At 41.9% G+C, this 12,819-nt stretch carries 10 protein-coding genes; all 10 read left to right on the plus strand.

Features of this window, described 5'->3' with window-relative positions; all coding sequences use genetic code 11:
* Positions 1-11: 11 nt before the first annotated feature.
* The 10 genes from tssB (at position 12) to tssI (ending at position 12,808) form a co-directional block, all read left to right on the plus strand.
* Positions 12-542, plus strand: a complete 531-nt coding sequence (tssB, locus tag J8Z23_RS16720) for a type VI secretion system contractile sheath small subunit (protein ID WP_005396385.1) — start codon at positions 12-14, stop codon at positions 540-542.
* Positions 542-2,035 carry a type VI secretion system contractile sheath large subunit gene (tssC, locus tag J8Z23_RS16725; RefSeq protein ID WP_005396386.1) on the plus strand — a complete coding sequence of 498 codons (1,494 nt, stop codon included), beginning with the start codon at positions 542-544 and terminating at the stop codon, positions 2,033-2,035. The genes tssB and tssC (J8Z23_RS16725) overlap by 1 nt, the downstream gene beginning before the upstream one ends.
* Before the next feature lie 52 nt (positions 2,036-2,087).
* A complete protein-coding gene (tssC, locus tag J8Z23_RS16730; protein ID WP_046875358.1) occupies positions 2,088-3,599 on the plus strand; it encodes a type VI secretion system contractile sheath large subunit in 1,512 nt (503 codons plus the stop codon).
* A 10-nt stretch (positions 3,600-3,609) separates the two neighbouring features.
* Positions 3,610-4,404 carry a type VI secretion system accessory protein TagJ gene (locus J8Z23_RS16735; protein ID WP_256894166.1) on the plus strand — a complete coding sequence of 265 codons (795 nt, stop codon included), beginning with the start codon at positions 3,610-3,612 and terminating at the stop codon, positions 4,402-4,404.
* A gap of 7 nt (positions 4,405-4,411) precedes the next feature.
* Positions 4,412-4,876: a type VI secretion system baseplate subunit TssE gene (gene tssE / locus J8Z23_RS16740; protein WP_012842186.1), complete on the plus strand. Its 465-nt coding sequence runs from the start codon at positions 4,412-4,414 to the stop codon at positions 4,874-4,876.
* The gene (tssF, locus tag J8Z23_RS16745) at positions 4,873-6,696 is read left to right on the plus strand and encodes a type VI secretion system baseplate subunit TssF (RefSeq protein ID WP_434635564.1); all 1,824 of its coding nucleotides are present in this window, start codon (positions 4,873-4,875) and stop codon (positions 6,694-6,696) included. The genes tssE and tssF overlap by 4 nt, the downstream gene beginning before the upstream one ends.
* Positions 6,693-7,658, plus strand: a complete 966-nt coding sequence (tssG, locus tag J8Z23_RS16750; protein ID WP_046875360.1) for a type VI secretion system baseplate subunit TssG — start codon at positions 6,693-6,695, stop codon at positions 7,656-7,658. Before tssF ends, tssG begins: the two co-directional genes overlap by 4 nt.
* A gap of 10 nt (positions 7,659-7,668) precedes the next feature.
* Positions 7,669-10,236, plus strand: coding sequence for a type VI secretion system ATPase TssH (tssH, locus tag J8Z23_RS16755; protein ID WP_434635566.1), 2,568 nt, complete (start codon positions 7,669-7,671; stop codon positions 10,234-10,236).
* A gap of 208 nt (positions 10,237-10,444) precedes the next feature.
* Positions 10,445-10,924 carry an Hcp family type VI secretion system effector gene (locus J8Z23_RS16760; protein ID WP_005375967.1) on the plus strand — a complete coding sequence of 160 codons (480 nt, stop codon included), beginning with the start codon at positions 10,445-10,447 and terminating at the stop codon, positions 10,922-10,924.
* A gap of 48 nt (positions 10,925-10,972) precedes the next feature.
* Entirely contained in the window at positions 10,973-12,808 is a 1,836-nt protein-coding gene (tssI, locus tag J8Z23_RS16765; RefSeq protein ID WP_104973741.1) for a type VI secretion system tip protein TssI/VgrG, read from the plus strand.
* Positions 12,809-12,819 lie beyond the last annotated feature (11 nt).

The raw sequence follows: 12,819 nt of genomic DNA on the forward strand, positions 1-12,819 counted from the left end.
GGGAGAATGGTATGACGAGTATCCACTCGAAACTGTCACGAGTACGGAAGCCTCGTGTCCACATTACCTATGATGTTGAAACTGAAGGTACAACTCTTAAGAAAGAGCTACCTTTTGTTGTAGGTGTAATGGGTGACTTCGCTGGTCAAAACACTGAAGCGTTGAAGCCTTTGAAAGACCGCCGTTTTATTCAGATCGATCGAGACAACTTCGATGATGTGCTCAAAAAGATGAACCCATCGGTTAAGTTCAAAGTTGCGAATAAGCTTGCGAACGACGATTCACAGTTTGAGGTGGATTTGAACTTTAAATCAATGCAAGACTTTGAGCCCGCTGCGATCGTAAATCAAGTTGATCCACTGCGCCAACTGATGGAAACGCGTAATAAACTGCGTGATTTGATGACAAAAGTTGACCGTTCTGAAGAGCTTGAAAACATCTTAGAGGATGTTTTGAACAACACAGACAATCTGGCAAAACTTGCGGGCGAGTTAGATCTTGGCAAGAAAGCGAAGTCAGACAGTACTGAAGGAGCGGAATAATGACGACTGAAGCTGAAAAGCAGTTAGATCCAACTGTTAATGAACAAACAACTTCATTTTTAGATCAAGCTATTGGTGCAACTAAGCAGACAGAAGCCTCTCGTGCTGAAGAGCTAATTAAAACGCTCACTGAAGAAGCGATGAAAGGGACGGTTACTTGGAACAAAAACCTAACGGTAACTTTTCGTGAAGCGATTAATTTACTTGATAAACAGATTTCTGATCAGTTGTCTGAAGTAATGCATCATCCTGAATTACAGAAACTTGAAGGTTCTTGGCGTGGTTTAAATTATCTAGTGATGAACTCAGAGACGAGCTCTACTCTGAAAATTCGCATGATGAGTATGACCAAGAAAGAGTTACATAAAGACTTGAGTAAAGCGGTTGAATTTGACCAAAGCCAGATCTTTAAGAAAGTTTACGAGTCTGAGTTTGGCAGTGCAGGTGGTGAACCTTATGGTGCATTAATTGGTGACTATGAGTTTACCAACCACCCAGAGGATATTGAGTCGCTGCGCCTAATGTCAAATGTAGCCGCTTCAGGCTTCTCCCCATTCTTGTCCGCGGCCTCACCAGCACTATTTGGTTTTGATGAGTGGACTGAACTGTCAAAACCACGCGATCTAGACAAGGTCTTTGAGTCGCTAGAATACGCTCAATGGCGTTCGTTCCGTGAGAGTGCTGATTCACGTTTTGTTAGCCTGACTATGCCGAAAGTTCTGGCTCGTTTGCCATACGGACAAGCCACTGCTCCAGTTGAGGAATTTGGATTTGAAGAGTTCGAAGTAGATCCAGTGTCAGGTATTGCTGTCAATGCTGAGCATAATGACTACTGTTGGATGAACTCTTCGTATGTTCTTGGTGTTAAGTTAACAGACGCCTTCTCAAAATATGGATTCTGTACAGCTATCCGTGGTGCAGAAGGTGGTGGTCGAGTGGATAATTTGCCAACACATTTCTTCATGAGTGATGATGGCGATCCTGATATGAAGTGTCCAACAGAGATTGGTATTACCGACCGACGTGAGGCAGAGCTGGGTAAACTTGGTTTCTTACCGCTTTGTCACTACAAAAACACCAACTATGCGGTGTTCTTTGGTGCGCAAACCTGTCAAAAACCGGCGAACCACGAATCTCCAGAAGCAACGGCTAATGCGGCGATTTCAGCACGTCTACCTTACATGATGGCGACATCTCGTTTTGCGCATTATTTGAAGGTAATGGCTCGAGATAAAATCGGTAGCTTTATGGAAGCAGAAGACGTTGAGTCTTGGTTGAACCGCTGGATTCTAGGCTATGTAAATGCTTCAGAAGGTGGTGGTCAAGAGATCCGAGCGAAATACCCTCTAGCAGATGCTCGTGTCCAGGTTAAGGAAATCCCTGGCGCACCAGGTTCTTACAATGCTGTAGCATGGCTTAAGCCTTGGCTGCAAATGGAAGAATTGACGACATCTTTGCGACTTGTTGCAAAGATCCCTCAGTCGGGTGGATAAGAAATGAATTGGCTGGTCGTAAGGCCAGCCATACCAAATCGTTATGTTCTAGATGGAAATAGCAGTGTCACTTAACTTTCGCGATCCCAGTAAGCTAAAGCATGAATTCAGCACAGGGGGCTATGCTGAGCTTGATAGCCCGTGGTTGACTCGATTCAATGAATCTTCTGATCTTGTAGAGGCAGCTCGAATTTGGCTAGAAGGTACGCGTTCAAGAGATTTGGACAGTTTTCGTCATAGTGTGATGAACACGATAAACCGAATTGATGAGCTATTAGAATCTCAATTAAACGAAATAATACATCATCCTGAGTTTCAACAACTCGAAAGAGGTTGGATCGGCGTGAGGTATTTATGCGAACAGGTCGACACTCGCTCATCAGACTCCGTCAAAGTCAAGGTGTTGGCGGCAACATGGAATGAAGTCAGTAAAGATGCACTAAAAGCCATCGAGTTTGACCAATCAGCACTATTTAAGCTGCTCTATCAAAATGAATATGGCATGGCCGGGGGAGAACCCTTTGGCGTGGTAGTTGGCGATTATCAACTTCGTTGTGATGCGAGTAAAAATTATTTTGATAGAGATCTGTCTGTGCTAAGCAAGATCTCTCAGTCTGCAGCGGCAGCATTCAGCCCGTTCATTATGTCAGCATCGCCGGAGATGTTTGGTGTTGACAGTTTTTCACAGCTCTCTGCGATAAGAGATATTGCGGCCCAGTTTGAACAGGCAGATTACGCAAAATGGCGCAGTTTGAGAGACAACGATGATACCAAATTTATTGGTCTGACTGCGCCGAATGTTTTATTCCGTCAGCCATATAAAAGTGATGGTTCACGCAACGATCAGTTCGACTTTCAAGAGCATGTCTACGACTCTAATCGCGATTTGCTATGGGGGAGTAGTGCGTATTGTTTTGCAGCCGTATCAATTAGAGCGTTTCAGGAGCATGGGTGGTTTACGCACATGCGAGGCATTAAGCAAGGGGATTATAGTCAGGGTATTATCGTCGCTCCTACTAGGAACAAAATGCGTGTTAATGGCAAGAATGACCGTGAAAGATGCCCTTTAAACTTAAAGATCTCTGAGAGAAAAGAACAAGAGTTGTCTGAATGCGGTTTCATTTCTATTTCTCCTGTACCTGAAACCGATATGGTAGGGATGACCTCGAATGTGTCTCTCTACAAGCCTAAGCAATATGCAGAAAAACACATTTCAACGAATGCAAAGCTCACCTCGATGTTGCAATACACGTTGTGTGTGTCGCGAGTCGCACATTATCTCAAGGTTATGGGGCGTGACAAGATTGGTGGGTATCAAGATGCAGAAAGCCTAGAGCGGGACTTTCAACGATGGTTGCATCAGTACACTACCGCGTCGGATGAAGCATCTGATGAACTTAGGGCGAAGTACCCCTTAAATGAAGCGAAAATTACGGTTCGAGAGAAAAGAGAAACTCCAGGACACTATTACTCTGTTATCCATTTGCGACCGCACTTCCAGCTCGATCAAATGGTATCTAGCATTAAATTAATTACTGAATTATCACCAGAGCACTTGGTGTAAGGAAATAACAATGACCCAATGGAAAAATGCTTTGTCCCAAGGCCAATTGCAACAAGCTCTAGAGCTATTAATTGATGAAATTAAAGCGGCGCCTAAAGATGCAAGCTTGAGAAGCTCGTTCATTGAGCTGCTTTGCATTGATGGAGACTTCGAGCGTGCGGATGAGCAACTTATGCAATCGATCAAATTGTTTCCTGAGTATCTACCTGGTGCAAGTCAGTTGCGACATTTAGTGAAAGCGGCCCAGGCTAGAAAAGATTTTATCGACGGTGCGGCTAGTGCCAAGGTATTAGGTGACGAGGAATTCACTAAAGAGCTTGTTCGCTTTAACCTTGCTCTCGGAAATCAAGACTATGCAGAAGCGTCACACCTAGCGCATAGCATTGAAGAGCAGCGTACTATTAAAGGCTTTAACATAAACGGTACAAACTATGAAGATGCTAGGGATATTGATGATCGTTTAGGTGGTTACATTGAACTGTTTTCCACCGCGGGTAACTATTTTCTTGTTCCAATTTCTAGCATTCAAGCACTAGAAATAAAAGCACCTACCTCTTTATTAGAAAGTATTTGGCGACCTGTAGAGTTTGATATTGACGGACTTGGCGAAGGAGAAGGCCATATGCCATTGACTTATGTTGACTCAGAAACTGACGCACAAAAGCTAGGTCGAGAAACGGATTGGAAACAGCTTGGTGAGCAAGAATCCTTCGTGGGTTTAGGCCAAAAATGTTGGCTAGTTGGTGATTCAGCCCTCCCAATCTGTGACTTGACTACATTGTTAGAGTCGAAACAAATAGCGTAATAATAACATGTCTTTAACCGTTTCTCTGCTCGACAAATTGATGGATAGTGATCCTTCAACTAGAGATGAAAAAGACTTCCCTACGAGCCAACAACAGATGTTGAACAGCTTGCTTAGAGATCTGGAGTCTATGTTAAATAGTCGTATCGGATGGAAAAACATTCCTGATGACCTTTTAGAGGTTCGCTATTCAATATTGAATTATGGTCTGCCAGATTTTTCCTCGATGCCTTATAGCAGCCAAGAGGGGCAGAATCAGCTTTGTGACATTGTTCATGATGCAATTAAAGAGTTCGAGCCTAGGTTAAGGAATCCTTATGTCCAGATTTCGGACGAGAAAAACGCTATTGATAGGGTGTTGAGGTTGCAAATTAGCGCCACTTGCTTAATCGATAACAGCATTCATGAAGTGCGATTCAATTCTGAAGTAGAGCCGGTAAATTTAGGTATGAAACTGAGTAGAGCGAAATGAGTGAAGAGTTTCTCAAATACTATAATCGCGAGTTAGCTTATTTACGTCACAAAGGACAAGAGTTTGGGGAGCAGTATCCTAAGATCGCTGCGAGACTCCGTATCAGTGAGGAGCAGGTTGACGATCCACATGTAGAAAGATTGCTAGAAGGCTGTGCATTTCTAACGGCAAGGATTAGACAAAGTTTAGACAATAGTTATCCTCAGTTCACTGAATCTTTGATGGGGCAGTTATATCCGGATTTTCACGCACCAATTCCATCAATGTCCGTCATTAAGATGAACTGCTCTAGCTCCACTTCCTCTTTTTTTGACGTAGAAGAAGGTGAGCGAGTCGTTATCGGTGCTCCTGGATACCACGAATGCGAGTTTAGAACCTGTTATCCGGTCAGAATGTACCCTGTTGATGTGACCTCTGGCGCTTTCAAAAACGCACCGATTAAATCGGTGGGCTCCCAATGGGAAAGCCATGCTCATTCAGTTCTGAAAATCCAGCTCACCGCCCAAGATGAAGAGACATCTCTGAGTGAAATGGGATTAGAACGGTTGCGCTTTTATTTAAACGGGCAATCTCAGTTGACGTTTAAACTTTACCAAATGCTATTTCAAAATCTAATTGGTTTATCTGTCGTTGCGGGTGGCAAAGAAGTTCGGTCTTTAACGAAAAGGCATCTTATTGAAGTGGGATTTTCAGAAGATGAGAAGGTTGTTCCATACAGTAAGAGAAGCTTTTCGGGAGCAAGATTACTTGTTGAGTATCTGCACTTTCCTGAGAAGTTCATGTTCTTTGATATCACTGAACTCGGATTATCAGAGCTAGCTCTTGGAGAGCAAGCTGAACTGTATTTTTACTTTGATACCAATGATGATTGGCTTCCTAAGCAAGTGGATGAAGAGAGCTTGATGGTTGGTTGTGTGCCAGTCGTCAACTTATTTAAAAGTGTTATGGAGCCCAAGCGTATTCTACCAACCGAGTACGATTACCACTTATCACCGCAATACCAGGAAGCCGAGAGTAATGAGGTTGTCTCTATTTCTGACGTAACGTTGAGAAACTGGAACAAAACGTATCACAACCTACCATGTTATCACGCTGGTGAGCACACGCATTATATGAACGCCAGTGAAATTTATTGGTTGATGAGACGTGAGGATAAAAATTGGGCTGGTGGATACGATGAGCCGGGTAGGGAAACTTACATTTCTTTTGTTGATAAAAGGCATCAATTGTTCAGTCCGGAGAGCCGAGAAAACTGGTTAATGTACGTTGAAGCTGACTGCTGCAATCGTAATTTAGCGCAGAAGCTTCCATTTGGAGGTGGTCTTCCAAAAGTCTCTTTGCCGGAAGTAAATGACAACTTCGAGTCAGTTCGTTGTTTAGTTTCTATATCAGAAACCCTCCGGCCAGAAATGGATGAAAGTACACGATGGCAGTTAACTAAGCTTCTAACTTTAAACCACTTTACCGAAGAAGATGGATTAACAACTTTGAAGCAAACCCTGAATCTCTATGCATTTTCTGGGACCGCAGAAACGAAAGCGGTAATTGATGCTTTAGCGAAGTTAGAGTTCGAGCCGACTACCGGCAGAGTCAGTCAGAAAGGTAAAGTTGGTTTTGCGCACGGTATAAAAATCATTTTGACGGTTTCTGATCAAATTTTACCTAAAGAGCAAATCTTCCTCCTAGGTAGTGTTTTATCCGTTTACTTTGCACAATATGCTGAAATTAACATTTTTACGCAGCTAGAAATAAGACTTAAGTCAACGGGAAAACCCTTCCACTTATGGCCTGCATTAACTGGCGATAAGGTGTTGCTATGATCGCGGAGCAATTTTATCGAGATCTAAAGCAACATCCGTTGTTTGAAGCAATTCACCTTATCGAACACGAGATCTTGCAAGCCGAGGCACAAATAGGGACAGATGCTCTACCTAAGCATGAAAAACTAAACCTAAAGGTCAACCCATCGTTAGGTTTTGAAAATGCGCAGCTTTGCGATCTGAAACATATTGATAGCCACAAGCTAGCACTTGAAACCAATTTAATAGGCCTAACGGGTGAGCAGGGGGTGCTTCCTCAGCACTACAGCGAGTTAGCTTTACATCGTCAAAAAGAAGGCGATACGGCAATGGTGGACTTCTACGATATTTTTAACCATCGTTTACTATCCCTTTACTATCGATGCTGGCAACTGAGTCAATTGACCGTTCAGTCTCGTGCTCATGCACAGGGATTACGTTCACCTTTAGAAGATTGTAAGTCGGCATTAACTGGCCAGGGTAGTTCGTTGTCCCTGCATTATGGTGGTGTTTTTGCTTCACCGACGAGAAGCAAAGCTGGACTAAAAAGTGTTCTTGAATGTTTATCTGGATGCCAAGTAAAGATTCATGAGTTTCAAGGGCAGTGGCTACATCTTGCAAAAGAAGAGCAAACACGTCTTTCATCTCGAACTATGCCTGAAGGGCAGTTTGCTCAACTTGGTTCCGGAGCATCCTTAGGCTCGAAAGCTTGGAATATAAACGCAGGAACAACGATCGAGTTTCTGCCAAAGCACAAAGATCTGGTTAGTAAATTACTGCCTAACCATCCAAATGTAGAAATTATCAAACGTGCGGCTTATGAATTTATTGGTAAGCATAAGCAAGTGAAATGGCAGCTCACCACCAAACATAGTTTATTACCTCAAGTTTGTTTATCAAAAAAACATGGTCAGTTAGGTGTTGGTTCTGTACTTAAAAAACATAAACGCACAAAAGATCGAACCATCACAATTACTATTTAAAGGAAACATAATGGCTTTACTCTCACTTCCAGCGTTGGTCGAAAGATTGTCTCCTCAGGCTAAGGAAACACTTGAACAAGCTGCTGCGATGGCAAGCTCTCGAACCCATCACAGTATTGAAATGTCTCACTGGTTAATGACGATTATTCAACACCCTGCCGATATTTACTCGGAAGTTTTCGACGAATTTGATGTCGATAAAATCAAGGTTGAAACTGATCTTCAAAAGACACTTGAAAAATACAAAACGGGATGTCAATCGGTCCCAGGTCTTTCAGCTCACATAGTGACTGTGATGCAAAATGCTTTGCTATCGGCAACGATTGAGTTCAATCAGGAGCAGTTGGATTGCATTCATCTTTTATTTGCCTACTTGTCTGATGATACGTTAGTCAACATGGCTGGTTCGATTAGCCCTGAGTTAAACAAGATAGAACCATCTCGGTTATTGAACTTTAAAGAAAGTAATACGCGTCAATCAGGATCGAATGACCTAGGGAAATCAAACGCGAATTCTGCGCTGAATCAATTTACAACAGATCTTACTGAGCAGGCTAGGGAAGGTAAGATAGATCCGGTTATTGGTAGAGACAATGAAATCCGTTTAATGATCGACATCTTATTAAGACGTCGACAAAACAACCCGATTCTAACTGGTGAAGCTGGCGTTGGAAAAACAGCCGTTGTTGAAGGTTTGGCGCAAAAGATTATTGATGGCGATGTACCTCCTGCTCTACAAAATGTAGCGATTAAGTCTTTGGATCTGGCGTTATTGCAAGCTGGTGCTGGCATGAAAGGTGAGTTTGAAAACAGACTTAAAAACCTTGTGAAAGAAGTTAACGACGCACCACAACCCATTATTTTGTTTATCGATGAAGCACATGGTCTGATTGGTGGTGGGGGACAAGCAGGACAAGGTGATGCAGCGAATATTCTAAAGCCAGCGTTAGCAAGAGGTGAACTCAGGACGATCGCAGCAACAACTTGGGCAGAATATAAAAAGTATTTTGAAAAAGACGCGGCTCTTACCAGACGCTTTCAAGTAGTGAAGGTCGACGAGCCAGCGCCGGAGCTAGCGATCGAGATGTTACGTGGTTTACTTGACGTAATGGCACAACACCATGACGTCCACATCACTAGCCAGGCTCTCAATGCTGCCGTTCAACTCTCAGCTCGATACATTAATGGCCGACAACTGCCAGATAAGGCTGTGTCTGTTTTAGACACAGCCTGCTCGCGAGTCGCGTTAAGTCAATCGTCTACACCGGGAGGTCTAGATGCGAAAAGGAATAAACTAAAAGCTAAGCAAGCTGAGTATGAGCACCTAAGCCAAGAAAGTCAGCTAGGTGCACCTCTTGATATGCAATTGCAAGAGGTCAGAAAAGAGATTGATGTTCTATCTAGTGAAATAGTTGAACTAGAGATGCTGTGGGAGAAAGAAAAAGAGTGGGTAAGTGAAGCTAAGTCACTTAGAGCTCAAATAATCAAGGAGGGTTCTGAGACTGCTAGGGACAAGTTACAGGAGCTCGAAAGTAGCCTCTCCGCTAACTCGCAGCCATTAGTATTTTCGCATGTCAATGAAGCGCTTATTGCAGAAGTAATTTCAGATTGGACCGGGATACCACTGGGTAAACTTCAGGATGATGAAATCCAAGCTGTACTGAGTTTGAAAGAGAGTTTGTGTAAACGAGTTGTCGGACAGGAGCACGCTTTAGAAGTCATGTCTGAAGTGATAAAAACCGCCAGTGCACAGCTCACGGATGAGACACGACCAAATGGTGTATTTCTTCTCACGGGACCAAGTGGAGTGGGTAAAACTGAATCTGCTTTAGCTATTGCAGAGAAAGTGTACGGCAGTGAAGAGAATGTCACAACTATCAATATGTCCGAGTTTAAAGAAGAGCACAAAGTTTCCTTATTATTAGGCTCTCCTCCAGGTTATGTTGGGTATGGCGAAGGTGGTGTACTTACTGAAGCCGTCAGACGCAAACCTTATAGTGTGATTCTCTTGGATGAAATGGAAAAAGCGCACCCTGGAGTTCAAGATATTTTTTATCAGGTATTCGATAAAGGCTCAATTAAAGATGGTGAAGGTCGCGATATAGATTTTAAAAACACTATTATTATTATGACCGCGAATACAGGGACAGAAACGACGATGTCTTTGTATTCTGATCCTGATTTATCTCCAGAACCTTCAGCACTAAAAGATGCTTTGCGTGACGATTTGTTGGTTGACTTTAAACCTGCATTTTTAGGACGTGTTAATGTATTACCTTATTTGCCTCTATCAAGAGAAGTATTGATAGAAATAACAAAATTAAAATTAGCCAAAGTTACGAATCGAATTCGTAAAAACTACGGCGCTGACCTATTTTTTGATGAAGAACTAATTAATGATATTGTAGACAATAGTGATGAGTCGGGGAGCGGTGCACGTGTGGTACAGACAACCATAGAAAACACATTACTTCCTAAGATTTCTCATGAAATATTGCATGCAATTCTTAATGATAAGACGTTTGATGAAATTATTGTTAAAGGTACAACTAGTGGACTTGATGTCTCAATAGTTTAACATCCTTTACACTCTCAATAATAATTGGGAGTTGGTTCATATTAACTATTATTTTTTATAAAAAACGCTTAAATTAAGTCTTATTTAAAGATATAACAGGGCGTATTTAAAATGAAGTTTTTGATACATTAATCACTAATTATCATCAAACGTCAGATAATTAAATTACTACGATATATGTCAATTAATAATGCTATAGGAGATTAGCATGCAGTCTAATACGTATCTTAAATACGCAGATATTAAGGGTGAGGCAACTGCCGAGCAATATAAAGATTTGATTACACTACTATCTGTAGATTGGAGTGTAGGTCGTGAGATCTCATCATACACTGGTACAGCGATGGACCGTGAAGCGAGCGCTACTCGTCTATATGATTTGACTATCACTAAACTTCAAGACCGTTCTTCTCCTGACTTATTTAAAGAAGCGACAATTGGTAAAGGTAAACCTGCGGTTTTCCATATTACTAAGCAGGGTGAGAAAGTTGAAGAAATCATGAAGATCGAACTGACTGATGCGATGATTTCTAACTACTCAGTTTCTATCCAGGATGATCGTCCAGTTGAAACCATCACTATTTCTTACACTGAAATGATGATGACAGTGACTCCTACTGACGATAAAAACAACACTTCTGCGCCATTGGTATACGGCTACAGCGGTGTTAAAGGTCAACAAATGTAATTTTTATGCGGGGGAATATTCCCCCGCATTTTTTGAAAGAAGTATTTAATGAAAAGAGCAACTCAAGATAACAATTTCATCCGAATTTCCTCTCCATTCGGAAAAGATGCCATCATACTAAACTCATTTGAGTATAGAGAAGAGATCTCAGAACTTTTTTCATTGCGTGCTAAAGCTTACTTTAATGATCAACGAAGTGAGTTAAACGAAATAATTGGTAAAGAAGTAACAATTATCCTTGAAAATAGTGAGGATGTTTCTTCAAAACCTCGTTATATACATGGTTATGTATCTGCTGCAAGATTGGAAGGGCAACGAGTTTCTAATGCTCATAATGGTGAGAATTATAAAAATATAGAGTTATTAATAGAGCCTAAATTACGTTTCGCCGATTATAGAAAAAATTGCAGAATATTTCAGCATAAAGATATAAAAGAAATTATCTCCGAAGTACTCTCGGAGCATAGTGTCGCCTTTAGTTTTGAGTTAACTAAGTCGTACCCTAAATACACATACAAAGTGCAATATGAAGAGTCAGACCTTGAATTTGTCCGACGCTTATTGTCAGAAGAAGGGCTATCGTTCTGTTTCACACACACTAAGTCTGTCCACACGCTTAAGATTTTTGACGACATCAGTTTCTATAAGCCGGGTACAGAGTTTTTAGTCGATTTTGATACAGGTACGGCTAAGTCTAGCCATATTTCTTCTTGGCATGAAACCCAAGTTTTGACGACTAAAGCAAGCCAAAAGTCTGGCTATAACATGCTTAAGCCTTCGTCTAATCCTAAAAATACTGCCAAGGGTGAAAGTGATTTTTTTACCGTGCCTGAAAGCGAGTATTTTGAATACATGGGTGAAACGGAAAGTGATGACCAATACGCACTTAGAAACACGCACGCTATAGAAGCACTACAGCAAAACGCATATCTGTGCCGTGGCGAGGCAACGTGTCGAACGTTCAGTGTGGGAAAGTGCTTTAAGTTTAAAAAGCATGAAGATAAGTCTCGAGTCGGCAAAGAATACGTACTGTCCTCCGTTTTTTTATCTGCGGCTGTTTATAATCAGACTGGTCAAGGTGGCACTGCTGCGCAAGGTGTTAAAGTATCATTTAGTTGTGTTGACTCAAAAACAATCCTTCGCCCTTCAGTGAACTATCCGAAACCTCAGATGAAAGGTTTGCAAACCGCAGTGGTAACGGGAAACAAAGATGGCGAAATTTACATAGACAAACACGGTCGTATTAAAGTTCAGTTTCACTGGGATCGTGTTGGTAAATACGATGTAAACAGCTCATGTTGGATTCGTGTTGCGCAAAATATCGCGGGTAACGGATGGGGCTCGGTGTTTCATCCTAGAGTAGGACAAGAGGTCATCGTCGAGTTTGTCAATGGCGATCCTGACCAGCCAATTGTTACGGGGTCACTGTACAATGGTAGTCAACTCCCTCCCTACACGTTACCAGAGCAAAGCTCTCAAAGTGGTTATAAATCGCGTTCTGTACAAAAAGGCACATCTAATTTTAATGAGTTGCGCTTTGATGACAAACCCGGTGAAGAACACATCTATCTTCATGCCGAAAAACTTTTCCAAATGCTAGTTGAAGACTGTGTTGATATTGCCGTTGAAAACAGTAAAACCGAAAAAGTGACGAATGATGTCAATCAAGAGATTGGCAAGAATGCGACCTTGAAAGTAGGTAAAAACTTTTCTAATGAAACGGGTGAAGTGTTGTCTTTTAATGCAGGAAAGAGTATCGAGATCAAAGTCGGTGGCGCTTCGATTCAGATGTCTAGTTCCGGAGAAATCAACATCAAAGGCAATAAAATATCTATTAACGGCTCTGCTATCGCTCTTAAAGCTGGGCAAATTTCATTGAACTAAGGTGATTTAAA

The organism is Vibrio sp. SCSIO 43086 (assembly GCF_051132235.1).
Lineage (GTDB): Bacteria > Pseudomonadota > Gammaproteobacteria > Enterobacterales > Vibrionaceae > Vibrio > Vibrio diabolicus.

Excerpts from the sequence above, each read along its gene's own strand:
- tssB (WP_005396385.1), top strand. The coding sequence starts at position 12 with ATGACGAGTATCCACTCGAAACTGTCACGAGTACGGAAGCCTCGTGTC.
- tssC (WP_005396386.1), top strand. The coding sequence starts at position 542 with ATGACGACTGAAGCTGAAAAGCAGTTAGATCCAACTGTTAATGAACAA.
- tssC (WP_046875358.1), top strand. The coding sequence starts at position 2,088 with ATGGAAATAGCAGTGTCACTTAACTTTCGCGATCCCAGTAAGCTAAAG.
- J8Z23_RS16735 (WP_256894166.1), top strand. The coding sequence starts at position 3,610 with ATGACCCAATGGAAAAATGCTTTGTCCCAAGGCCAATTGCAACAAGCT.
- tssE (WP_012842186.1), top strand. The coding sequence starts at position 4,412 with ATGTCTTTAACCGTTTCTCTGCTCGACAAATTGATGGATAGTGATCCT.
- tssF (WP_434635564.1), top strand. The coding sequence starts at position 4,873 with ATGAGTGAAGAGTTTCTCAAATACTATAATCGCGAGTTAGCTTATTTA.
- tssG (WP_046875360.1), top strand. The coding sequence starts at position 6,693 with ATGATCGCGGAGCAATTTTATCGAGATCTAAAGCAACATCCGTTGTTT.
- tssH (WP_434635566.1), top strand. The coding sequence starts at position 7,669 with ATGGCTTTACTCTCACTTCCAGCGTTGGTCGAAAGATTGTCTCCTCAG.
- J8Z23_RS16760 (WP_005375967.1), top strand. The coding sequence starts at position 10,445 with ATGCAGTCTAATACGTATCTTAAATACGCAGATATTAAGGGTGAGGCA.
- tssI (WP_104973741.1), top strand. The coding sequence starts at position 10,973 with ATGAAAAGAGCAACTCAAGATAACAATTTCATCCGAATTTCCTCTCCA.